This window comes from Actinomadura sp. 3N407, from assembly GCF_052245875.1.
GTDB lineage: Bacteria > Actinomycetota > Actinomycetes > Streptosporangiales > Streptosporangiaceae > Spirillospora.
In genome coordinates this window covers 48,567-70,904 of sequence record NZ_JBQQBP010000011.1, presented here as the reverse complement: position 1 = coordinate 70,904, position 22,338 = coordinate 48,567, and the positions used below count along the sequence as shown (strand labels likewise).

At 71.8% G+C, this 22,338-nt stretch carries 20 protein-coding genes; 14 read left to right on the top strand and 6 right to left on the bottom strand.

Annotation, left to right across the window (positions count from 1 at the left end; translation table 11 throughout):
* The first annotated feature begins 43 nt into the window (after positions 1-43).
* Complete coding sequence (locus ACTWPP_RS26460; RefSeq protein ID WP_443107066.1) at positions 44-769, top strand: Clp protease N-terminal domain-containing protein; 726 nt, start codon at positions 44-46, stop codon at positions 767-769.
* Positions 770-802: 33 nt separating this feature from the next.
* On the top strand, positions 803-1,663 hold the full coding sequence (locus tag ACTWPP_RS26455; RefSeq protein ID WP_443107065.1) for an alpha/beta fold hydrolase: 861 nt from the start codon (positions 803-805) through the stop codon (positions 1,661-1,663).
* A 36-nt stretch (positions 1,664-1,699) separates the two neighbouring features.
* Here ACTWPP_RS26455 and ACTWPP_RS26450 read toward each other — a convergent pair whose 3' ends face one another.
* Positions 1,700-3,241, bottom strand: coding sequence for a PucR family transcriptional regulator (locus ACTWPP_RS26450; RefSeq protein WP_443107064.1), 1,542 nt, complete (start codon positions 3,239-3,241; stop codon positions 1,700-1,702).
* A gap of 154 nt (positions 3,242-3,395) precedes the next feature.
* Between ACTWPP_RS26450 and uraH the strand changes: the two genes are divergently transcribed.
* The 8 genes from uraH (at position 3,396) to ACTWPP_RS26410 (ending at position 11,248) form a co-directional block, all read left to right on the top strand.
* Positions 3,396-3,710: a hydroxyisourate hydrolase gene (gene uraH, locus ACTWPP_RS26445; protein ID WP_443107063.1), complete on the top strand. Its 315-nt coding sequence runs from the start codon at positions 3,396-3,398 to the stop codon at positions 3,708-3,710.
* An 11-nt stretch (positions 3,711-3,721) separates the two neighbouring features.
* Positions 3,722-4,609: an FAD binding domain-containing protein gene (locus tag ACTWPP_RS26440; protein ID WP_443107062.1), complete on the top strand. Its 888-nt coding sequence runs from the start codon at positions 3,722-3,724 to the stop codon at positions 4,607-4,609.
* Positions 4,609-5,109: a (2Fe-2S)-binding protein gene (locus tag ACTWPP_RS26435; RefSeq protein ID WP_443107061.1), complete on the top strand. Its 501-nt coding sequence runs from the start codon at positions 4,609-4,611 to the stop codon at positions 5,107-5,109. The genes ACTWPP_RS26440 and ACTWPP_RS26435 overlap by 1 nt, the downstream gene beginning before the upstream one ends.
* Complete coding sequence (locus tag ACTWPP_RS26430) at positions 5,106-6,500, top strand: 8-oxoguanine deaminase (RefSeq protein WP_443107060.1); 1,395 nt, start codon at positions 5,106-5,108, stop codon at positions 6,498-6,500. The genes ACTWPP_RS26435 and ACTWPP_RS26430 overlap by 4 nt, the downstream gene beginning before the upstream one ends.
* The gene (gene pucD / locus ACTWPP_RS26425) at positions 6,500-8,812 is read left to right on the top strand and encodes a xanthine dehydrogenase subunit D (RefSeq protein ID WP_443107059.1); all 2,313 of its coding nucleotides are present in this window, start codon (positions 6,500-6,502) and stop codon (positions 8,810-8,812) included. The genes ACTWPP_RS26430 and pucD overlap by 1 nt, the downstream gene beginning before the upstream one ends.
* Positions 8,813-8,949: 137 nt before the next feature.
* Positions 8,950-10,296 (top strand): hypothetical protein, encoded by a 1,347-nt coding sequence (locus ACTWPP_RS26420; RefSeq protein WP_443107058.1) that lies wholly within the window; start codon positions 8,950-8,952, stop codon positions 10,294-10,296.
* A 185-nt stretch (positions 10,297-10,481) separates the two neighbouring features.
* On the top strand, positions 10,482-10,691 hold the full coding sequence (locus ACTWPP_RS26415) for a hypothetical protein (protein ID WP_443107057.1): 210 nt from the start codon (positions 10,482-10,484) through the stop codon (positions 10,689-10,691).
* An 86-nt stretch (positions 10,692-10,777) separates the two neighbouring features.
* Positions 10,778-11,248 carry a hypothetical protein gene (locus ACTWPP_RS26410; RefSeq protein ID WP_443107056.1) on the top strand — a complete coding sequence of 157 codons (471 nt, stop codon included), beginning with the start codon at positions 10,778-10,780 and terminating at the stop codon, positions 11,246-11,248.
* Positions 11,249-11,276: 28 nt separating this feature from the next.
* On the opposite strand, the gene ACTWPP_RS26405 is transcribed toward ACTWPP_RS26410, so the two are convergent.
* Entirely contained in the window at positions 11,277-11,939 is a 663-nt protein-coding gene (locus tag ACTWPP_RS26405; RefSeq protein ID WP_443107055.1) for a response regulator, read from the bottom strand.
* Positions 11,936-13,066 carry a sensor histidine kinase gene (locus tag ACTWPP_RS26400; RefSeq protein ID WP_443107054.1) on the bottom strand — a complete coding sequence of 377 codons (1,131 nt, stop codon included), beginning with the start codon at positions 13,064-13,066 and terminating at the stop codon, positions 11,936-11,938. The genes ACTWPP_RS26405 and ACTWPP_RS26400 overlap by 4 nt, the downstream gene beginning before the upstream one ends.
* Before the next feature lie 221 nt (positions 13,067-13,287).
* Between ACTWPP_RS26400 and ACTWPP_RS26395 the strand changes: the two genes are divergently transcribed.
* Positions 13,288-15,465: an MMPL family transporter gene (locus ACTWPP_RS26395; protein WP_443107053.1), complete on the top strand. Its 2,178-nt coding sequence runs from the start codon at positions 13,288-13,290 to the stop codon at positions 15,463-15,465.
* 63 nt (positions 15,466-15,528) lie between these two features.
* Here ACTWPP_RS26395 and ACTWPP_RS26390 read toward each other — a convergent pair whose 3' ends face one another.
* The 3 genes from ACTWPP_RS26390 to ACTWPP_RS26380 form a co-directional block, all read right to left on the bottom strand.
* Entirely contained in the window at positions 15,529-15,765 is a 237-nt protein-coding gene (locus ACTWPP_RS26390) for a DUF397 domain-containing protein (protein ID WP_358454994.1), read from the bottom strand.
* Positions 15,766-15,880: 115 nt separating this feature from the next.
* Entirely contained in the window at positions 15,881-17,323 is a 1,443-nt protein-coding gene (locus ACTWPP_RS26385; protein WP_443107052.1) for a S1 family peptidase, read from the bottom strand.
* Positions 17,324-17,491: 168 nt separating this feature from the next.
* The gene (locus tag ACTWPP_RS26380; protein WP_443107051.1) at positions 17,492-18,055 is read right to left on the bottom strand and encodes a TetR family transcriptional regulator; all 564 of its coding nucleotides are present in this window, start codon (positions 18,053-18,055) and stop codon (positions 17,492-17,494) included.
* Positions 18,056-18,374: 319 nt separating this feature from the next.
* On the opposite strand from ACTWPP_RS26380, the gene ACTWPP_RS26375 reads away from it, so the two are divergent.
* Genes ACTWPP_RS26375 through ACTWPP_RS26365 form a run of 3 tightly spaced genes read left to right on the top strand, consistent with a single transcriptional unit; the run spans position 18,375 to position 22,327 of the window.
* A complete protein-coding gene (locus ACTWPP_RS26375) occupies positions 18,375-20,003 on the top strand; it encodes an AMP-binding protein (protein WP_443107050.1) in 1,629 nt (542 codons plus the stop codon).
* A complete protein-coding gene (locus ACTWPP_RS26370; protein WP_443107049.1) occupies positions 20,004-21,155 on the top strand; it encodes an acyl-CoA dehydrogenase family protein in 1,152 nt (383 codons plus the stop codon).
* Positions 21,155-22,327, top strand: a complete 1,173-nt coding sequence (locus ACTWPP_RS26365; RefSeq protein ID WP_443107048.1) for an acyl-CoA dehydrogenase family protein — start codon at positions 21,155-21,157, stop codon at positions 22,325-22,327. The genes ACTWPP_RS26370 and ACTWPP_RS26365 overlap by 1 nt, the downstream gene beginning before the upstream one ends.
* Positions 22,328-22,338 lie beyond the last annotated feature (11 nt).

Sequence of the window (22,338 nt, the reverse complement as noted above, 5' to 3'; positions counted from 1 at the left end):
ACCCCGAGTTGACGATGCTCGATCGTCAACCTATGGTTGACGCATGACGGAACCCATCCGGCCGGTCGGCCAGATCAGGCTCGACGAGCTGATCGACGCCATCAAGAAGGTCCACACCGACACCCTCGACCAGCTCACCAGCGCGGTCGTCGCCGCCGAGCACCTCGGCGAGGTCGCCGACCACCTCATCGGCCACTTCGTCGACCAGGCCCGGCGCTCCGGCGCCTCCTGGACCGACATCGGCAAGAGCATGGGGGTCACCAAGCAGGCCGCGCAGAAACGGTTCGTCCCCAAGGGACTGACGGCCGACCTCGACCCCTCCCAGGGCTTCTCCCGGTTCACCCCGCGGGCCCGCAACGTCGTCATGGCGACGATGAACGAGGCACGGGCGGCGGGCAACGACCAGATCCGGCCCGTCCACCTCGTCCTCGGCCTGCTGGCGGAGCCCCAGGCGCTCGCGGCCAAGGCGATCGCCGCGCAGGACGTCCTGCTCGACTCCGTCCGCCAGGCCGCCACCGCCGCGCTTCCCCCGGAGTCGGAGCAGGTCCCCGATCTCATCCCCTACGACGCCGACGGAAAGAAGGCCCTGGAACTGACCTTCCGCGAGGCGCTCCGCCTCGGCCACAACTACATCGGCACGGAGCACATCCTGCTCGCCCTCCTCGAATTCGAGGACGGGACGGGCGTCCTGTCGGAACTCGGCATCGACAAGGCGAAGGCCGAGGCGAGCATCGTCGAGGCCCTGAACGCCATCGCCGCACCCGAGTGATGAGTTCTCGGCGCCCGGACAGTCCAACCCTTCATGGAGAACTTCATCAAGACCAACGGGGTGGAACTGTGCGCCGAGACGTTCGGCGAGGTCGGTGACGCGCCGATCCTGCTGGTGGGCAACACGATGCTCACCTGGCCCGACGATCTCTGCGCCCGCCTGGCGGCGCTGCGCCGGTTCGTCGTCCGCTACGACCTGCGCGACACCGGACGGTCCACGACCGCCGACCCCGAGGCTCCCGATTACACGCTGCGCGACCTGGTCTCCGACGCCGCCGGCGTCCTGGACGCCTTCGGCCTGCCCAGCGCGCACATCGCCGGCTTCGGGGTCGGCGGCTGGATCGCCCAGCTCCTCGCCCTCGACCGTCCCGCCCGCGTCGCCACCCTCACGCTGATCGCCACGAGGCCCACCGCGCCCGGCCCGAACGACTCCGACCTGCCCGAGCACGCGCCCGAGCTGATGGCCCACTTCATGAACCCGCCCGAGGTCGACTGGACGGACCGCGCGTCCGTCGTCGCCTTCATGCTGGAGAACGTGCGCCACCTGTCCGGCCCGGCGTTCGACGAGGCCGAGGCCCGGGAGAACATCGAGCGCGTCCACGACCGCACGCCCGCCGCCGCCGACCCGGGCAAGGCGCACCGCGCCGCCCAGATGGCGACCGCCTTCGCCGCCCTGGACAGCGGCCCGCGCTGGCGCGAGCGCCTGGGCGGCATCACCGCGCCGACCCTCGTGATCCACGGCGAGGACGACCCGTTCTTCCCGCTCGGCAACGGCCGGGCCCTCGCCGCCGAGATCCCCGGAGCCGAGCTGATCACCCTGCCCGGCACGGGCAACGAACTCCCGCGCCGCACGTGGGACACGGTCGTCCCCGCGATCCTCCGCCACACGTCCTGACGTGGCCCGATCCTGATGACGGCAACCGGCCCGCCATCACGGCCGGCCCTCGCCGCCCGATCCGTCCCCGGGGCTGTGCATGAGGCGGAGGGCCAGGAAGAAATCGACCCGGTCCTCCAGGCGGGAGAGGTCGCGGCCGGTGAGGTCCTGGATGCGCTGAACGCGGTAGCGGACGGAATTGACGTGCAGGTGCAGCTGTTCGGCGCAGCGCGTCCATGAGCCGGAGTTCTGGAGGAACGTCTCAAGCGTGCGGACGAGGTCGGCGCCGTGGGCCTCGTCGTAGGCGCGCAGCGGGTCCAGCAGCCGGACCTGGAACATGTGGCGGACGTCGTCGGGGACGCTGGCGAGCAGCAGGACGTGAGTGGCCAGTTCGTCGTGGCGGACGACGCGGACGGGGGAGTGCGACCCGGGCGTCCGGGAGATGCGGAGCCGGGTCGCGGCCAGGCGGCGCGCGTAACGCGCCTCCTCGACGGCGCCGCGCAGCCCGGCCGCCGTCACGGTGTCGCTGACGCCCACGGCGATGCCGTCGGCGGACAGGCCGGGGACCAGCGCGTTGAGGGCGTCCTGGATCTCGGCGACGATGTCCTGCCCGGCCGCCGGGGCGATGGCGATGGCCTGGTCGTCCAGCAGGCCGACGAGCGGCCGGGTGCCCGGCAGGACCTCCGCGAGCACGGTGCGCAGTTCACCCGGGCGCAGGGTGCCGTGGGCCGATGCCGCGACCGCCGTGAACTCGGTGGACGGGGCGAAGCCCGCCCGTTCCAGTCCCGGGACGATCTCTGCGCCGGTGGCCGCGGCGGTCACGATCTCCTGCGCGACGCGGTGTTCGGTGTTCTGGCGCGCTCTTTCCAGCGCCACGATCGCGGCGAGTTCGGTGGTGAGGGTGCGGCGCTCGGCGGGCCAGTCGGCGAGGTCGCCCTCGCAGGCGATGAACCAGTCGGCCACGCGGGACGTGGTGTCCTCGGCGACCGCGAAGATCGACGTGTCGAGCCGGGGGACGTGGCAGGGCAGGCGCGGCGCCGTGAGGAAGGCCCTCGCCAGGGCGGCGGGGGCGGGCGGACGCGGGCCCGCGACGACGCGTCCGGTGGGGGTGAGGACGTGGCAGCGCATCCCGAGGTCGCGGCCGACCAGGTCGAGGACGGCGCCGAGGCCGGTGCCCTCGACGAGCCGGCGGTGCCGGTCCAGGACGGCGGTCAGGTCCGCGGCGCGGGCACCCGACAGGTGCCGGACGACCTCTTCGGTGACGGTCGCGAACGCGACGTCCTCGGGCACCTTGAACAGCGGGAGCCGGTGTCGGCGGCAGGCCTCGACGAGGTCGTCCGGGACGGCCCCCAGCGCGAGGTCCCAGGCGGCGAGTCCCGACACGCCCGCGTCGGCCAGGGCCCGCACGAACGTCTCGGAGTCGGCGGGCCGCGACCGCCAGACGAGCCCGGTCAGCACGAGCTCCCGCCCGCGCAGGTAGCGGCCCGGGTCGAGGAGATCGGTGGTGACGACCCATCGGATCGTCCGGTCCAGCTCGTCCTCGCCGGTGACGACCTCAAGCCGCAACGCGGGCATCGCGAGCAGGGAACGCAGCTTCATGTGTAGCAACCTACAAACGCCGGCGGGTCGACGGCGCCACAGTTCGGACGTCCTGTGCCTCGACCGGCCCCCGGGCGGCTGTGTGTACTCGGGCAGGGAGGGGAGGAAGCCACCTGGTCACCATGTATCGGAGCCACCACGGACCGGAGGACGCGTGAGTCTGTCGACGCATGTGCTGGACGCGGCGAAGGGGCTGCCGGCGGCGGGTATGGCCGTCCGGCTGGAGCGGCGCGCGGCGGACGGCGGCTGGACGCCGCTGGCCGAGGGCCGCACCGACGCCGACGGCCGCATCAGGGAGTGGGGCGCCGCGGTCGAGGCCGGGGTGCACAGGCTGACGTTCGACACGGCGGGCCTGTCGGACTTCTATCCCGAGGTCACGGTGGCGTTCACGGTCACCGATCCGGGGCGGCATCTGCACGTGCCGCTGCTGATCAGCCCGTTCGCCTACTCGACCTACCGAGGGAGCTAGGACACGCGGACATGGACTTCCTGCGACCGCTGAGTTGGGAGGACGCCCTCGCCGCGAAGGCGGAGCTGCCGGGCGCCCTGCCCGTTCAGGGCGGCACCGACGTCATGGTCGAGATCAACTTCGATGTGCGGCGGCCGGAGGCGCTGCTCGACCTCACCCGGGTCCGTGACCTGGCGGAATGGGACATCGCGGACGGGCGGCTGCGCGTCGGCGCCGGCGTCACCTACACCCGGCTCATCGACGGGCTGGGGGACCGGCTGCCCGGCCTCGCGCAGGCGTCCCGGACGGTCGGGTCGCCGCAGATCCGCAACCGGGGCACGGTCGGCGGCAACCTCGGCGCGGCGTCCCCCGCCGGGGACGCTCATCCGCCGCTGCTGGCGGGCGGCGCCGAGATCGAGGCCGAATCGGCGGCGCGCGGCGTCCGGATGATCCCGGCCGCGGACTTCTTCACCGGCGTGAAACGGAACGCGCTGGAGCCGGACGAGCTGATCCGCGCGTTCTGGACGGCGCCCGCGTCCGGCCCGCAGTACTTCTCCAAGATCGGCACCAGGAACGCGATGGTGATCGCCGTCTGCTCGTTCGCGGTCGCGCTGCATCCGGGGGAGCGGCGCGTCGGGACGGGCCTCGGGTCGGCCGCCCCGACACCGCGCCGCGCCACCGCCGCCGAGGCGTTCATCTCCCGCGAACTGGACTGGGACGGCCGGGGACCGCTCGCAGGATCGGCGGCGCGGCGGTTCGGTGACCTGGTGACGGAGGCGGCGGCACCGATCGACGACGTCCGGGGCACGGGCGGCTACCGCAGGCACGCCCTGGCGGTGATGGCGCGCCGCACGCTGACCTGGGCCTGGAACGACCACCGCGCCGGGGCACCGGCCGGTTCCGGGAAGGAGGCCTCCTGATGCGGGTGAACGTCACCGTCAACGGGTCGAGCGAGACCGTGGACGACGTGTGGGAGGGCGAGAGCCTGCTCTACATGCTGCGGGAGCGGATGGGGCTCCCCGGCTCCAAGAACGCTTGTGAACAAGGCGAATGCGGCTCCTGCACCGTCTACCTGGACGGTGTCCCCGCCTGCGCGTGCCTGGTCGCGGCCGGGCAGGCGGAGGGACGCGACGTCCGCACCGTGGAGGGCCTGGCCGAGGGGCGGCCCGGCCCTACCGGCCGCGCGGGCGAGCGGCTCGACCCCGTCCAGGAGGCGTTCGCCGAGACGGGCGCCGTCCAGTGCGGGTTCTGCACGCCCGGCCTGATCGTCCAGGCGCACGACCTGATCGAGCGGAACCCCGCGCCGGCCGACGCCGAGATCCGCGAGGCGCTCGCCGGGAACCTGTGCCGCTGCACCGGCTACGAGAAGATCCTGGACGCGGTGCGCCTCGCCGCCGAGCGGAAGGCGGCGACGCGATGACGATCATCATCGAGAACGCCCACGTCGTCACCGTGTCCGGCGACGAGCATCCGGGCGGCCACATCGTGATCGACGGCGACAGGATCACGGCCGTCGGCCCCGGCCCCGCCCCGGCCGCGTCCGCCGGCGCCGCGCGGGGGGCGGCGGGCCGCAGCGATGGGGGCGGAACACAGCGGATCGACGGCACCGGATGCCTCGCCACCCCCGGCCTGGTCAACACCCACCACCACCTCTACCAGTGGGCGAGCCAGGGCCTCGCCGTCGACAACACCCTGTTCGAATGGCTGACCACGCTCTACAAGCCGTGGTCGAAGATGGACGCCGAGGTCGTGGCCGGAGCGGCGAGCGCGGGCCTCGGGTGGCTCGCCAAGTCGGGCTGCACCACCTCCACCGACCACCACTACCTGTTCCCGAAGGGACGCGGTGACCTGTTCGCCGCCGAGGTGGACGCGGCGGCCGAGATGGGCGTCCGGTTCCACCCGTGCCGGGGGTCGATGGACCGGGGCCGGTCGCAGGGCGGGCTCCCGCCGGACGAGGTCGTCGAGGACCTCGACACGGTCCTCGCCGAGACCGAGGCCGCGATCGACCGGTACCACGACCCGTCGCCCGGCTCCCTGCTGCGGGTGGCCGTCGCGCCCTGCTCACCGTTCACCGTCACCAGGGAACTGCTGGTCAGATCGGCGGAGCTCGCGCGCGCCAAGGGCGTCCGGCTGCACACCCACCTCGCCGAGACGCTGGACGAGGAGGAGCACACGACGGAGCAGTTCGGCATGACCCCCACCGAGTACATGGACTCGATCGGCTGGCTCGGCCCCGACGTGTGGCTCGCGCACTGCGTCCACCTGCACGACACCGACATCAAGCGGCTCGCCGAAACCCGCACCGGCACCGCGCACTGCCCGAGTTCCAACGCGCGTCTCGGCGCCGGGATCGCCCGCGTGTCCCGCCTGCTGGAGGAGGGCGCGGCCGTCGGCCTCGGCGTGGACGGGGCGGCGTCGGCGGAACTCGTCCCCCTCGCCGGCGAGATCCGGCAGGCGATCTACCTGCAGCGCGCCCGGTTCGGGCCGACCGCGCTGACCGCCCGGCAGGCCCTGGAGATGGCGACGCTCGGCGGCGCCCGCTGCCTCGGCCGCGACGACGAGATCGGCTCCCTCGAACCGGGCAAGCTCGCCGACATCGCGCTGTGGCGGGTGGACGGCTTCCACGCGGCCGTCGACGACCCGGTCGTCGCGTTCGCGTTCGGGAAGACCCCGCCGCTCCAGCGCCTCCTCGTCGGCGGCCGCACGATCGTGGACGACGACGCCCTCGTCACCGTCCCGCAGGACGAGGCCGGGCGGCGCGGCGCCGACGCCCACCGCCGCCTGATGCGGCTCGCGGAGGAGGTGCTCTGATGGCGCCGCCGGTGAGAAGCCCCGGTCATGTCGCCGCCCCCGGGCTGGGCGGCGTCGGGGAGAGCGCGCCGCGGCCGGACGGGACGCTCAAGGTGACCGGCGAGTTCGCGTACGCGTCCGACCTGTGGATGGACGGGATGCTGTGGGGCGCGACGCTCCGCAGCCCGCATCCCCGGGCGCTGATCAGGTCGATCGACATCGGGCCCGCGCTCGCGATGCCCGGCGTCCGGGCCGTCCTCACCCACGAGGACGTGCCGGGCCGCAAGATGTTCGGCATCGACCACACCGAGGACCAGCCCGTCCTCGCCATCGACCAGGTCAGGCACGAGGGCGAGCCGGTCGCGCTCGTCGCCGCCGACCACCCGGAGACGGCGCGGCGCGCGATGGAGAGGATCGCCGTCGGCTACGAGGTGCTGGAACCGATCACCGACCCCCGCGCCGTGATCGCCGACCCGGAGGGCCTGAAGGTCCAGGACCGGGGCGGCATCACCCGCCATCAGCCGGTGCGCGTCGGAGACGTCGCCGCCGCGAGGGCCGAGGCGGACGTCGTCGTGTCGGGCGAGTACGAGGTCGGCATCCAGGACCAGGCGTTCCTCGGGCCCGAATCCGGCCTGGCGGTCCCGGCCGAGGACGGCGGCATCGACCTCTACGTCTCCACGCAGTGGATCCACAACGACCTCAAGCAGATCGCGCCCTGCCTCGGCCTCGCCGAGGACCGGATCCACATGACGCTCGCGGGCGTCGGCGGCGCGTTCGGCGGACGCGAGGACCTGTCGATGCAGATCCACGCCGGGATGCTCGCCCTGCACACCGGCAGGCCCGTCAAGATGTCCTACAACCGGTACGAGTCGTTCTTCGGGCACGTCCACCGGCATCCCGCGCAGATGCGGTACGAGTACGGCGCCGCGGCCGACGGGCGGCTCCTCTACGCCGACGTCGAGATCGTCCTCGACGGCGGCGCGTACACCTCGTCCACGAAGAACGTCACCGGCAACGCGGCCTCACTCGGCGTCGGCCCGTACGAGATCCCGAACATCAGGATCGACGCGTACGGCGTCTACACCAACAACCCGCCGTGCGGCGCCATGCGCGGGTTCGGCGCCGTCCAGGCGTGCTTCGCCTACGAGTCGATGATGGACAAGCTCGGTGACGCCTGCGGCCTCGGCCCGGTCGAGATCCGCCGCCGCAACGCCGTCTCGCAGGGGTCGAAGCTCGCGACCGGGCAGGTCATCGACTCGCCTGCACCGCTCGCCGGGATGCTGGCCCGGCTGGAGGCGATGCCGATGCCGCCGCCGCTCGACCCGTCCGACCTCAGGAACCTGCCCGGCGGGGTCTCCCAGACGACCCACGGCGAAGGCGTCGTGCGGGGCGTCGGGTACGGCGTCGGGATCAAGAACATCTGCTTCTCCGAGGGCTTCGACGACTACTCCACCGCCCGCGTCCGGCTGGAGGTCATCGGCGGCGAGGCGACCGTGCTCGTGCACACCGCCGCGGCCGAGGTCGGTCAGGGGCTCGTCACGATCCAGGCGCAGATCGCCCGGACGGAGCTGGGCGTCCAGAGGGTCACGATCGCCCCGGCGGACGACCGGGCCGGCGACGCCGGCTCGTCCAGCGCGTCCCGCCAGTCGTACATGACGGGCGGCGCGGTCAAGACGGCCTGCGAGGCGGTGCGCGCCGGACTCCTCGCACTGGCCGCCCGCCGCCTCGGCCGCCCCGCCTCCGCAGACCTGACCGCCACCGGCGGGAAGATCGTCTCCCTCTCGGACGGTGTGCTCGGCACCATCGAGGACGTCCTCGGCGACGCCGTCATCGAGGAGACCCGCGAGTACCACCACCGGCCCACGGCCGCCATGGACCCCGTCACCGGGCAGGGCAGCAGCCACACCCAGCTCGCCCTCTGCGTCCACCGCGCCGTCGTCGACGTGGACGTCGACCTCGGCCTCGTCAAGGTCGTCGAGCTGGCCGCCGTCCAGGACGTCGGGAAGATCATCAACCGGACGGGGGTCGAGGGGCAGATCCACGGCGGCTCCGCGCAGGGCCTCGGTCTCGCCGTGATGGAGGAGATCGTCGTGTCGGACGGCCTCGTCCGCAACCCGTCCTTCACCGACTACCTGATCCCGACGATCCTCGACATGCCGCCGATGCGGCTCGACATCCTGGAGAACCCCGATCCTGCGGCGCCCTACGGCCTGCGCGGCGCCGGCGAGCCCCCCACGCTCTCCTCCACCCCCGCCATCGTCGCCGCGATCAGGAACGCCACGGGGCGCCCGCTCCCGCGGGTTCCGGTCCGCCCGGAGCACATCGTCGGCTAGGACCGGCCCAGGCCAATATTAGGCAGAGCATTGACCGCCGCAGAGAATCTGCCTACATTCTGCGATGTTCGACAAATTTCTGACGTTCGTGGAACATGCATCCAATTCTGGGCCATCCCCCAGGCCGGAGGATCACCATGAAACGACTACCGACCGTCGCAGTGGCCGCCGTCCTCGCGGCCCCCGCGGTCCTGACACCGGCCGCCGCCCACGCGTCCGCCGGCCCCGCGCACTACACCGGCACCCTCCCCGACGGCGCCACCTGGATCGCCGACGTCCCGGCCGACTGGAACGGGACCCTCGTCCTTTACAGCCACGGATTCGGGCCGCTCACCCCGGCGAACCGCCCGAGCGAAGCCGCGGGCAAGGCCCTCCTCGACCGCGGCTACGCCCTCGCCGGCTCGTCCTACGACCCCTCCGGCTCGCTCTGGGCCCTGGGCAGCGCCGTCCGGGACCAGCTCGCCACCGGCAGAGCCGTCTCAGAGATCATCGGCCGCCCGCGCATCACGCTCGCCCTCGGCCAGTCCATGGGCGGCCTCGTCAGCGCCAAGATCGCCGAGACCCGCGCGGTGGACGGCGTCCTCAGCACCTGCGGCATCGTCGCTGGCGGCGCCGACCTCATGAACTACCAGCTCAACGCCGGCCACGCGATCGACACCCTCCTGGCCCCGGACCGGGACATCAAGCTCGCCGACTACGAGACGCCCGCCCAGGCCGCTGCCGCCGGAGCCCAGCTCACCCAGGCCGTCGCGGACGCCCAGGACACCCCCGCCGGCCGCGCCCGCATCGCCCTGGCCTCCGCGTTCCTCAACCAGTCGACCTGGTTCTCCGGCGACTCCCCACCGGCCCGCAACGACTACGCGGCCATGCAGCGCCAGCAGTACGAATGGATCGCCTCCGGCGGCGTCCTCAACTTCGTCTTCGGCGGCCGCTACTGGCTCAACCTGGCCGCAGGAGGCGACAGCGCCTGGAACAAGGGCCTGAACTACTCGCGCCTGCTCCACGAGTCAGGCAATCTGCGCCAGGTCAAGGCCATGTACCGGGCCGCGGGCCTGAACATGAGGTCCGACCTGTCCCGCCTCACCGCGACCGCCGCCGAGAAGGCCGAGCCGCGCCCGCTCGCCTGGATGATCCGCACCTCCGAGCCCACCGGCCGCCTCCGCGTCCCGACCCTGAACATCCACACCATCTCCGACGGGATCGTCCCGGTCGAGCACGAGCGCGAGTACGCCGCGTCCGTCCGCCGGGTCGGCCACCCCCACCTCCTGCGCCAGGCCTACGTCCACCGCATCGGACACTGCAACTTCACCGCGTCCGAATACGTGGCCTCCCTCCAAACCCTGGAGAAGCGCGTCAAGACCGGCCACTGGCCGAACACCACCGCCCGCTCCCTCAACAAGGCGGCCGAGTCCCTCTCCCTCGACCCCTCGGCCTTCATCCGCTACCGCTCAAACCGCCTCGTAGTCCAACCCTCCCACCCGTAACTCACTGTGACGTAAGACACACGCCGAGTCATTGGATAGTCAAGATATCTAATGGTGATGCCTTAGTAACTTTCCGTGTATGGTCACCGCAGTCCACGAAGGACCAATCCAGATCATCCGCGACAACCCGGAAGTCATAGCCCAGATCCTGCACCGCGTTCGACGTCGAGATCGGGGACGACCTGATGATCAGATCGGTGTCCGAAGAGTGCACCCAGATCGCCCCGACCGCCTACCGAGCCGACAACGTCGTAGAGATCTGCGAAGGAGGCTCCGAGAAGACGACCCTCGCCGTCGTCGCGGAAATCCAGCAGAAAAAGGACCTGCGGAAGCGCAAGTCCTGGCCCATCTACCTCACGACGCTCCATGGCAAACCGCATGCCCGTGCTACCTGATCGTCATCTGCCCCAAGCGCTCAGTCGCCGACTGGGCACGCGAGCCGATCAGGATCGGCCACCCTGGTTTCACCCTCAAGCCCCTGGTGGTCGGCCCAGGAACCAAGCCGCTCGTCACCACGACCGACCAGGCGGCGCAGATGCCCGAGTTGGCCATCATCAGCACTCTGGCCAACGTCAGCGCCCCCACCAGGGAGTCTTTGGAGATCACCCACGCGGCCCTCGCCACCATCGAGAACGCGGGCCACGAAAACGCCGATCTGTACACTGACCTTGTGGTCAGCGCGCTGCCGAGGCTGGCGCGTCGCATCCTGGAGGAACTCGTGTCCACTGGTACCGCCGAATACAAGTTCAAGAGCGACCTCTTCCTCCGCCACCAAGCCATCGGCAAGGCGGAGGGCGAGGCGAAGATGGTGCTCGTCGTGCTTGAGGCTCGCGGGCTGAGTGTGTCCGACGAGGCGCGTGAGCGGATCATGGCCTGCACGGACGAGGAGCAGCTCACCGAGTGGGCGACGCGCGCGGTGACGGCGGGGTCCGCCGACGAGTTGTTCGACTGACGCCGTTTGTGGCGTGGTGTCCCCTCGTTCAGGTGTTTCGGGGGGTTACCAGGCCGGATTCGTAGGCGAGGACCACCAGCTGGGCGCGGTCGCGGGCGTGGAGTTTGATCATGGCCCGGTTGATGTGGGTCTTCGCGGTCACGGGGCTGATCACCATGCGGTCGGCGATCTGGCCGTTGGACAGGCCCTGCGCGGCCAGGGCGACGGCCTCGCGTTCGCGGTTCGTCAGCTCCTTCAGCTCTGTGCCGGCTCCCGTGTTGAGAGGCTGGGCGACGTACCGGCTGATCAGCATTCTGGTGACCGACGGTGCGAGCAGCGCGTCACCGCGCGCGGCGACGCGTACGGAGTGGAGGAGGTCCTCCGGCTCGATGTCCTTCACGAGGAACCCGGCGGCGCCGGCGCGCAGCGCGTTGAAGACGTACTCGTCGAAGCCGTAGTTGGTCAGGATGACGACGTGCACGCCGGCCAGCGCCGGGTCCGCGGCGATGCGGCGGGTCGTCTCTATGCCGTCCATGACCGGCATCTGGATGTCGATGAGCGCGATGTCGGGGAGGTGTTCCCTGATCAGCGCCAGGCCCTGTTCGCCGTCGGCGGCCTCGGCCACCACCTCGATGTCGTCCTCCGCGTCGAGGAGCGCACGGAATCCGCCTCGCAGGAGCGGCTGGTCGTCGACCAGCAGGACGCGGATCACTGCGGCCCGCCCACGGGAAGCTCTGCCTGGACGCTGAAGCCGCCGTCGCTGCGCGGTTCGGCGCGCAGGCGGCCGCCCAGGGCGGTGACCCGCTCACGCATTCCGAGCAGGCCGACGCCGGGCACGGGGGCGGTGCCCGGCATGGCCTTGCCGTCGTCGTCGACTTGTATGGCGAGGATGTCCGGACGGTAGTCGATCCGGATCGTCGCCGTGGAGGCGGCGGCGTGGCGGGCGGTGTTGGTGAGCGACTCCTGGACGATCCGGTAGGCGGTCCGGTCCACCGCGGTCGGCACGTCGTGGCGTTGCCCTTCGATCGTCAGGGTCGTGTTGAGGCCCGTCCAGCGGGCCCGTTCTACCAGTTCGGGGACGTGATCGAGGCCGTGCGAAGGGGTCTTGGCGTCGTCCCGCAGCGTTTCCAGGGTCGCTCGCAGTTCCCGCGTCGCCTCACGGCCGGCCTCCTGAATCGCCAGCAGCGCCTCCGGTACCTGCTCGCCGCGTTTGCGGGCCAGGTGGACGGCGACTCCGGACTGCACCTTGATGATCGAGATCTGGTGGGTGAGCGAGTCGTGCAGCTCCCGCGCGATGTGCAGCCGTTCCTCCGACGCGCGCAGCCGGGCGGTCTCCTCCCGGGTGCGCTCGGCCTCGTCCGCCCGCCGCTCGGCCTGCCGCAGCGCCTCACCGGCGGCGCCGGCGGCGATCAGCCACGCGATCTCAAGCGCCCCCCTGGCCTGTGCGAACGCGTCGCTCGCGGGCCCGTCCGCCGGGGAGGCCATGGCGGCGAGGGGCAGCGCGGCCAGCAGGGCCGCGCTCGCCGCGACCGTGATGATCCGGTGCCCCGCGCGGACGGCGGCGTACACCGCGAACAGGTACGCGACGGCGGGCACGTCGAAACCGACCGCCTGGTAGCCCAGCGCACAGAGCCCGGTGACGGCCAGGACGGGGACGGGGGCCCGGCGGCCGGCGGCCAGCACCAGGCCGCTCGCGACCAGGAGGGCGTAGCCGAGTACGTCGAGGTCCGTGCCGGGGTGGTCCCCGGCCAGCGCGGTGACCAGCAGCGTCGCCGTCACGCATACCGCGATTACCCAGCGTCCGGCCCTGGCCCAGGCGACCGCCAGTCCTGTGCTCATACGCGCACCCTAGCCGCGTGCCGTCGCGTGCGAATCCTGCCGGCGGACGAGCGGCCGGCTACCGCGCACGCAGTACTCCCGCGGTTCCTGCGGCTTCCGCGGTAACGGAATGCGCCATTGGCGGTAGCGCGAATTGCATGCGTCCGGGGGACGACCGGCAATGGGTCCGGTGTGCAAGATCAGGGCGCATTGCGAAAAAGAAGAGAGTTGGGGAGAAGATGATGTCAACCGAGACTCCGGCCGCGGACGGAGTCCTGGCGGGACTGGCCCGGTTCTGTTACCGGCGCCGCCGCCTGGTCCTCCTGACCTGGATCGTCGGCGTGATCGCCGTGGCGTTCGCCGGCTTCGGCTACGGCGCCGCCCCCGACAACGACTTCTCCGGCGGGGATTCCGGGTCCGCCAAGGCGCAGGAGCTGATCGAGAGGCATTTCCCCGAGCGGCAGGGGGACACGCTGACTCTCGCGATCAAGGCGGAAAAGGGAATCGACGATCCGGCCGCCCGGCGGAAGATCGAGACGGTCATCGCCGATCTGTCCGCCTCACCCGTTACGGGACCGGTGACGTCGCCGTATCAGAACGCGGACCTGGTGACCGAGGACCGCCGTATCGCCCGCACGACCCTCCCGCTGACCGATGAGGAAGCGGACAAGTCCGAGGTCGAGCCGCTGGTGGACACGGTCAAGGACGCCTCCGGCGACGGCGTGACGCTGGGGCTCGGCGGGGACAAGGCCGAAAAGGCCGAGACGCCGGCGCAGGGCCCGGCGGAGGGCGTGGGCGTCCTGGCGGCGGCGGTGGTCCTGTTCATCGCGTTCGGGTCGCTGGTAGCGATGGGCCTGCCGATCGTGACGGCGCTGATGTCGATCCTCGGCGGCATCGCCCTGATGAAGCTGGTGGGGCACGTGATGCCGGCGCCCGACTTCACCGTGCTCTTCGCCGCGATGATCGGGCTCGGCGTCGGCATCGACTACGCGCTGTTCATCGTGACCCGCTACAAGGACGGACTGCGGGACGGCGACGACCCCGAGAGCGCCACGGTCACGGCCATCGCGACGGCGGGTCGCGCGGTGCTGTTCGCCGGCACGACCGTGGTGATCGCCCTGCTCGGCCTGATCGTCATGGGGCAGCGGCTGATGACCGGGGTGGCCGTCGCCACGTCGGTGACCGTGGTGGTGACGATGATCGCCGCGCTGACCCTGCTGCCGGCGTTCCTGGGCTTCACCGGCCACAGGATCAACTCGCTTCGGCTGCCCCGCCGCGCCTCCCGCCGGCTCGGGCCCGCCGGCGCCCCGTCCGGGGAGCGTCGTACACCCGCGGAGCGCTGGGCGGGCGTGGTGCAGCGCAGGCCGCTGGTCGCCGCGCTGCTGGCCGGCGCGGTCCTGCTGGTGCTGGCCGCGCCCGCGCTGTCGATGCGGCTGAGCCAGCCCGACGCCAGCGTCCAGCCCCACGACAGGAGCAGCTACACCTCATACAAGATCATCTCTGAGGGGTTCGGTCCCGGCTACGGCGCGCCTTTGGTCTTCGCCACCCGGGTCGGTTCCGGGGACGCCGATCTGCGTCCCGTCGTCAGCGCGGTCGGCGAGGCGGAGGGCATCGCCCACGTCACGCCGCCCCAGGTCAGCGAGGACGGGGAGGCCGCCACCTTCATGGCCTTCCCGGAGACCGGATACCAGGACGAGGCGACCGCGGACCTGGTGCACCGCCTCCGCGACGACGTGCTGCCCGAGGCGCCCGGCGGTGAAGGCGTCCACATCGGCGGCCCGAACGCCGGCGCCATCGACTTCGCCGACGAGGTCGGCTCGCGCCTGCCCCTGATGATCGCGGTCGTCATCGCGATGTCCATGCTGCTGCTGATCGCCCTGGTCCGGTCGGTCACGATCGCACTGCAGGCCGCCGTGGTGAACCTGCTGTCGATCGGCGCCGCCTACGGCGTGATCGTCGCGGTCGTGCAGTGGGGATGGTTCGGCCCGGCCCTCGGTTTCCCCGCCGAGATGCCGGTCACGACCTGGGTGCCGATGGTGATGTTCCCGGTCCTGTTCGGCCTGTCGATGGACTACCAGGTCTTCCTGATCTCACGGGTCCGGGAGGAGTACGAGCGCACCGGCGACACCCGGACGGCCGTCGCCCGCGGGCTGGCGCGGACCGCCAAGGTCATCACGGCGGCGGCCGCCATCATGATCGCCGTCTTCACGACCTCGCTGCTGGGCCCCGACGTCGCGGTCAAGCAGGGCGGCCTGGGCATGGCCGTCGCCGTGCTCATCGACGCCTCCATCGTCCGGATGATCCTCGTCCCGGCGGTGATGGAACTGTGCGGCAAGGCCAACTGGTGGATGCCCGGACGCCGGGCACCGGTGACGGCGCCGGCCTCACCGGCCGGCGTCGGGGAGGAGGCCAAGGTTTGACCGGACCTCTGAAGCGGCTGGGATGCTGAGCGCCCCGGTGGTGTGCCGGGGGCGCGGCGTGCGTCAGGGGGCCTCGGTGGGGTCCTCCTCCAGGAGGTCGTCGAACTCGCCGTCCTTGACGCCGGCGATGAAGGCGTCCCACTCGGCTTCGGTGAAGTAGAGGATCGGCCCCGCGGGGTTCTTGGCGTCGCGCATGACGACGGCCCTCTCACCGAAGTCCTTGTGCTGGACGGGGACGTCCTTGCCATCGATGAACTCGATGATGACCCCGTCGCTGAGGATCGGTTCCTGCTCGGTCACTGGCCCACCTTCTTCGTCCTGGCGCTGTCGGGCTCAAGGCTAGTGCGTGAGAGGGCGGTGACACGCCGGAACCGGATCCCGGCCGCCCGTGCGGGAGGGCGGCCGGGATGCGGGATCACGGAGTGTCGAAACCGAGGGTGTACTGGCCCGAGCCGCTGTAGGCGTGGACCCGGTACCGGTAGTAGCCGGCCGTGCCGCTGTAGGAGATGTTCTCGTCAGGGGTGGGGCTGATGGACTGCGCCACCGTCTGCCATCCCGAGCCGTTCCACTTCTGCAGGTACAGGTCGAAGTCGGTGCCGTCGGGGCCGTCGAGGCAGGCGGAGTGGGTTCCGGAGGAGGTGCTGCGGTAGTAGCTGCCGTCCGGCTGGTAGTCGCTGCCGCCGGAGCTCAGCGAGCCCGTCGCGGTGTCCTCGCGGCCGTCGCAGGCGCCGGGGTCGCCAGGCCCGGGGTCGCCGGGTCCGCCACCCGAGGTGACGAGGTCGCGGCCCTGCTGGGCGAGGATCTGCAGGACCTCGCCGACCGGCTGGAAGTACATCTGGTCTCCGCCGCCCTGGCCGTCCCGGCAGGTGCCCGAGCCGCCGGACGTGATGCCCTGCGCCTGTCCCTGCGGGGTGAACAGCGCGCCGCCGGAGTCGCCGGGGTCGGCGCAGATGTCGGTGCGGATCAGCCCGGTGACCGTTCCCTCCGCGTAGCGGACGGTCGCGCCGCGCTGGAGGATCTGGCCGCACCAGATCCGGGTGTTGGTCGTGGAGCCCGAACGGCAGACCTCGGAGCCGACCGGTGCCTCCACTGCGCCGTGGATCGTCTGGTACGTGCCGTCCCACTTGTTGACGGTGGGCGTGGGCGTCCACTGGCTGTTGGTGTTGACCCACGCGTAGTCGTTGCCGGGGAACGAGGAGCCGCCGAACGACCCCTGCGCGACCTGGTTGGCACCGCTCGTCGACTCGCCCTGGCCGCCGCAGTGGCCGGCGGTGACGTAGCCGCCGTCGACCGAGAACGCCACCGAGCAGCCTGCCGAAGGCGTCCAGTACCGTTCGCCGCCGACGATGTCGTAGAGCGGACGCGGTTCGGCCGTCGAGTGGACGTACCGCACTGCCCCGGCGTCGACGCCGCCGGCCTTGGCGAACCGCTTCACGGCGGCCTTGGACGACGCCTGCACGACGACGCGGTTGGTCTCCGGGTCGATGTACCAGGCGGTCACCGACTTGGGGGCCGACCGGGCGTGCTCGTTCAGCTTCGCCTGGACCGAGCGGAGGTCGCGGGCGTCGTACTTCACCACCTTGGGCACCGCGCCGGCCGCCTTGATCGTGGCGGTGGACGCGGCGTCGGTGGTGGCGACGACGACCTTGGAGCCGTGCTCGACCCAGGCCCCGCCGAACGCCGCGCCGAGCGAGATCTTCAGGTGCTTCTGGATTCCTGCGGCGCGGTCCGCGGGTGCGGCGGCGACCTGCGGCCGGTCGGTGGCGGTGGGGGCTGTGTGCGCGTGCACCGGGGTCGCCAGCGACGCGGTCAGGCCGGAAACGGCCATGATGCCCAGCACCAGGTGTCTGCGGGCCATGTGGGCGCTCCTGGGGGGTGGGGGAGGGATGGACGCCCCGATGCCCGGAATGCTGGACCGCCTGAACGCCGAGGACAACGAATCGCACCCGACTGGCTTTTCACAGTTGATTGCGTTTCGCCTGAACACCGCGAACGCTTGCCGGGCGGTGCCCGCCGGCCGCCGCCGTCAGGAGTCGATGAGCAGGCGGGCGGCGGAGATCTCCAGCCGGGCCTGGATCTCCTCCGCGGTGGCGTTCCCGCGCAGCATCTCGATCATCTCCATGGTCCAGATGCCGGCCAGCGCCCGGGCCACGAGGCGGCGCGGGTCGTCGTCGGCGATGTCCCGCGGCGGGCCGGACGCGGCGAGCAGCAGCAGGCCGGTCATCCGTTCGCCGAAGTCGGTCTTGACGTCCGACAGCAGCAGGGAGCGGATCAGCGCCTCGGCCAGCTCCGGTTCGCGCATCAGCCCGCGGGTGGCGCGCATGAGCACTTCCACCGCGCGCTGCGGCGGGTCGCCGGCGCGGGGCGGGCGGCGTTCGATGCTGCTTTCGAGGAGGTCGAGTTCCTCGCTGACGACGGCGACGACCAGGTCCATCTTGGACGGGAAGTAGCGGTACAGGGTGCCGAGGGCGACCCCGGCGCGCTCGGAGACGGTGCGCATCTGCATCGCCTCGATGCCGCCGCGCGACGCCAGCGCCGCGGCCGCCTGCACGATACGCTTGCGCCGCTGGTGCTGGCTGCGGGAGCGCACGCTCTGTCCCGGCCGGCCGGCCGCCTGTTCCGCGGGCTGACCCGGGGTCTGGCCCCCGGTCACTGTCGGCTCTGCGGTCACGGTCGATCCCTCCTGTGCGGGCGCGGTCGCCCGACGTGTCCTGCCAAGGATACAGCTCTTACAAGAACGTGTTATCTGATCGTCGGTGGGCGGCCGGCCCGCCGGGGCCGTCCATCAGGTCGATGAACCCTGGCATGCTAGGCGAATCTGCCCGCGAACGAGGTCGATCATGCCTCTGGACACAGACTAGAATCTGTTCTACTTTTTCGCCGTGGGGTGATCCTGGGGAGGTGGCGGGATGAGCGTCGCGGCACTGCTGGAGGCGAGGGCGGACGACGGCCGTCCCGGACTGCGCCCGGCCGACGGCGACCGGTCCTGGACGTGGCGGGAGGTCGTCGCCGAAAGCGCGGCCCGCGCCGCCTGGATGGCGGGCCGGCCGGGCGGGGAGCGTCCCGTCCACGTGGGCGTCCTCCTCGACAATCTGCCCGAGCTGGTTTTCCTCCTCGGCGGGGCGGCGCTGTCGGGCGCCGTGGTGGTCGCGCTGAACCCGACCCGGAGCGCCGCCGAACTCGCGGGCGACGCCGGACGCGCCGACTGCGACCTCGTCCTCACCCGGCCCCGGTACGCGAAGGCGGCCGCCGAGCTGGGGCTGCCCGTCCTGGACGTGGAGGACGACGACTACCGCGCGCAGCTGGCCCCCTTCGCCGGCTCCCCGCTCCCGGACACCTCGGAGATCGGCGACGGCACCCTGCTCATGCTGATCTTCACGTCCGGGACGTCGGGACGGCCGCGCGCCGTCCGCGTCACCCACCGGAAGGTGGTCGTGCCGGGCGTGATGCTCGCCGAGCGCATGCTGTCGCCGGAGTCGGTCGTCTACTGCCCGATGCCGCTGTTCCACTCCGGCGCGGTGATGGCGGCGTACGCGCCCGCGCTCGCCGCCGGCGCCGAGCTGGTGCTGCGCGCCCGGTTCTCGGCGTCCGCCGTCCTGCCCGACGTGCGCGCGCACGGCTGCACCTACCTGCACTACGTCGGCAAGGCGCTGTCGTACGTGCTGGCCACGCCGCCGGGCGAGGACGACGCCGCCAACACGCTCCAGTTCGCGTTCGGCAACGAGGCGGCGCCGCTGGAGCAGAAGACGTTCGGGGAGCGGTTCGGCTGTTTCGTGATCGACGGCTACGGCTCGACGGAGACCGCGATCTCCATGGCGCCCGACCCGTTCGGCCCGGCCGGCGCGCTCGGGAAGCTGGCCGACGGCATCGCGATCCTCGACCCGGCGACCGGGGAGCCATGCCCGCCCGCCGTGTTCGACGACGCCGGACGGGTCGTGAACGGCGAAGAGGCGATCGGCGAGCTGGTCAACACCGGTGACCTCGGCCTGTTCGACGGCTACTACAAGGAGGACGCCCCCGACCGGCTCCGCGACGGCATGTTCTGGAGCGGCGACCTGGCCTACGCCGACGCGGACGGCTACATCTTCTTCGCCGGACGCAACGCCGACCGGCTCCGCGTGGACGGCGAGAACTTCGGCGCCGCCCAGGTGGAACGTGTCCTGGCGGAACTGCCCGGCGTCCGGCAGCTCGCCGTGTACGGGGTCCCGGACGCGGCGTCCGGCGACCAGGTGATGCTGGCGATCGCCGCCGACGGCTTCGACCCGGAGGCGTTCGCCGCCTACCTGCGCGGCCGCGCCGACCTGAGCCCGAAGTGGCCACCGCGGTACGTGCGGGTGATGCGGGAGCTGCCCGCGACCGCCTCCAACAAGATCCTCAAACGCCGGCTGGTGCGAGACGGCTGGCATACCGATGACGCGGTGTGGTGGCGGCCCGGCCGGGACCTCGCCTACCGGCGGATGACCACGGAGGACGCGGCCGGCGTCCGGGCGGACTTCGAGCGACGCGGCCGGCTGCACCTTCTGGAAGGGAGCGGATGAGTGGACTTCAACCTGGACGAGACCCAGCAGGAGCTCAAGGGGCTCGCGGCGGACCTGCTCGCGCGTGAGGCGACCCAGGAGCGGCTGGAGGCGTTCGAGAAGAGCGGCTCCCGCCCGACCGGGGGGCGTGGGGGGTCGTCCCCCCACAGTGACGCGGCCTACGACGCGGTGACCTGGAAGGCCCTCGCACAGGCGGGGCTGCTCGGGGTCGTCCTGCCGGAGGACGTCGGCGGCGCGGGCTTCGGCCAGGTCGAGCTGGCGGTCATCCTGCGGGAGACCGGCAGGGCGGTCGCGCCCGTCCCGGTGTACGCGTCGCTCGCGCTGGCGGCCGTCCCGATCGGGCGGCACGGCACCGCTGAACAGCGCGCCCTGCTGGTCCCGCTGACCGAGGGCGAGACGGTCCTGACCGGCGCGTACCGCGAGGTCGGCCCTGCCGGGGAGGTCGCGACGACGGCCCGGCGGGACGGGGACGGCTTCGTCCTCGACGGGGTGAAGACGTTCGTCCCGTACGCGCGGGAGGCGTCCCGGATCCTCGTCCCGGCCCGTGTCGAGGGCGAGGGCGTCGGGGTCTTCCTCGTCGAGCCCGCCGCCACGGCGATCACGCGGCAGCCGTCGGCGACGACCGAGCCGCTGTCGCGCGTCGCGCTCGACGGTGCGCGGGTCGGCCCGGACGCCCTGCTCGGCGGGACGGCGGACGGCGCCGCCTGGGACACCCTGCGCCGCTCGGCCGTCGCCGGCGCGGTCGCCGTCTCGTCCGGCGTGATCGAGGGCGCACTGGAGCTGACCAAGGAGTACGTCAAGACGCGCGAGCAGTTCGACCGCGCCCTCGCGCAGTTCCAGGCCGTGACGATGCAGATCGGTGACGTCTACATCGCCAAGCGGGCCTTGGACGTGGCCGTCTGGGCGGGCGTGTGGCGTCTCGCGGAAGGCGCCGCCGACGCCGACGAGGTCCTCACCGTCGCCGCGTACAACGCCTGCGACCCGGTCGTGAAGGCCCTCTACACCTGCCAGCACCTGCACGGCGGCATCGGCCTGGACGTCACCTACCCGCTGCACCGCTACTTCGCTTGGGGCAAGCAGTGCGCGCACCTGCTCGGCGGTGCGGAAGACCAGCTCGACTCGCTCTGCGCGCTCGTCCCCCAGGAGGCCTGATGTTCATCGACCTGACCGACGAGCAGAAGACGCTCCGCGCCGAGCTGCGCGAGTACTTCGAGGGCTGCCTGGACGAGGAGCAGCGCGCCGCCATCCTGGCCGACCCGTTCGGGCCCGCCTACATGGAGCACTGCAAACGGCTCGGCCGCGACGGGATGCTCGGCGTCGCGCTGCCGAAGGAGTACGGCGGCCGCGGCTACGGCCCGGTCGAGCAGACGATCTTCGCCAACGAGATCGCCCGTGCGGAGGTCACCTACCCGCTCATCACGCTGAACTCCGTCGCGCCGACGATCCTGCAGTACGGGACGGACGCGCAGAAGGAGTTCTTCATCCCGCGCATCCTCGCGGGGGAGTGCCATTTCGCGATCGGCTACAGCGAGCCGGGCGCGGGCACCGACCTCGCCGCCCTGCGCACCACCGCCGTCAAGGACGGCGACCACTACGTCGTGAACGGCCAGAAGATCTTCACGTCGGGGGCGAACACCGCCGACTACGTGTGGCTCGCCGCCCGCACCGACCCGGACGCGAAGAAGCACAAGGGCATCTCGATGCTCATCGTCGACTGCCGGGACCCCGGTTTCTCCTGGACGCCGATCATCACGATGGACGGCCGCCACCACACCAACTCGACGTACTTCCAGGACATCCGCGTCCCGGCGGACATGCTGATCGGCGAGGAGAACAAGGGCTGGGACCTCATCGTCAACCAGCTCAACCACGAGCGGGTCACGCTCGGCCCCGCCGGAAACATCGGCCACACCCATGTCCGGTTCGAGCGCTGGGCCCGCACGACCGCCGGGCGGGACGGCCGGCCGCTCATCGAGGAGCCGGCCGTCCGCCGCGCCGTCGCGCAGATCTACGCCTACCTGCGCGTCAACGAGCTGCTCAACTGGCAGGTCGCCGCGAACCAGGACCTCGGCTGGCTGGGTGCGGCGGACGCGTCCGCCACCAAGATCTACGGCTCGGAGCGGGTCCAGGAGGTCGGCCGGATCGTCGGCGACGTCCTCGCCCGGTACGGCGACCCGGGCGACCCGGTGACCGCGGAGTTCATCGAGGCCACCGACCGTCTGGCCAAGGGAGCCCTCGTGCTGACGTTCGGCGGCGGCGTCAACGAGATCCAGCGCGAGCTGATCGCGATGATCGGCCTCGGGCTGCCCCGCGCCCCCCGCTGAGCCACGCGGTT

Excerpts from the sequence above, each read along its gene's own strand:
- ACTWPP_RS26460 (WP_443107066.1), top strand. The coding sequence starts at position 44 with ATGACGGAACCCATCCGGCCGGTCGGCCAGATCAGGCTCGACGAGCTG.
- ACTWPP_RS26455 (WP_443107065.1), top strand. The coding sequence starts at position 803 with ATGGAGAACTTCATCAAGACCAACGGGGTGGAACTGTGCGCCGAGACG.
- ACTWPP_RS26450 (WP_443107064.1), bottom strand. The coding sequence starts at position 3,241 with ATGAAGCTGCGTTCCCTGCTCGCGATGCCCGCGTTGCGGCTTGAGGTC.
- ACTWPP_RS26440 (WP_443107062.1), top strand. The coding sequence starts at position 3,722 with ATGGACTTCCTGCGACCGCTGAGTTGGGAGGACGCCCTCGCCGCGAAG.
- ACTWPP_RS26435 (WP_443107061.1), top strand. The coding sequence starts at position 4,609 with ATGCGGGTGAACGTCACCGTCAACGGGTCGAGCGAGACCGTGGACGAC.
- ACTWPP_RS26430 (WP_443107060.1), top strand. The coding sequence starts at position 5,106 with ATGACGATCATCATCGAGAACGCCCACGTCGTCACCGTGTCCGGCGAC.
- pucD (WP_443107059.1), top strand. The coding sequence starts at position 6,500 with ATGGCGCCGCCGGTGAGAAGCCCCGGTCATGTCGCCGCCCCCGGGCTG.
- ACTWPP_RS26420 (WP_443107058.1), top strand. The coding sequence starts at position 8,950 with ATGAAACGACTACCGACCGTCGCAGTGGCCGCCGTCCTCGCGGCCCCC.
- ACTWPP_RS26415 (WP_443107057.1), top strand. The coding sequence starts at position 10,482 with ATGATCAGATCGGTGTCCGAAGAGTGCACCCAGATCGCCCCGACCGCC.
- ACTWPP_RS26400 (WP_443107054.1), bottom strand. The coding sequence starts at position 13,066 with ATGAGCACAGGACTGGCGGTCGCCTGGGCCAGGGCCGGACGCTGGGTA.
- ACTWPP_RS26395 (WP_443107053.1), top strand. The coding sequence starts at position 13,288 with ATGTCAACCGAGACTCCGGCCGCGGACGGAGTCCTGGCGGGACTGGCC.
- ACTWPP_RS26385 (WP_443107052.1), bottom strand. The coding sequence starts at position 17,323 with ATGGCCCGCAGACACCTGGTGCTGGGCATCATGGCCGTTTCCGGCCTG.
- ACTWPP_RS26375 (WP_443107050.1), top strand. The coding sequence starts at position 18,375 with ATGAGCGTCGCGGCACTGCTGGAGGCGAGGGCGGACGACGGCCGTCCC.
- ACTWPP_RS26365 (WP_443107048.1), top strand. The coding sequence starts at position 21,155 with ATGTTCATCGACCTGACCGACGAGCAGAAGACGCTCCGCGCCGAGCTG.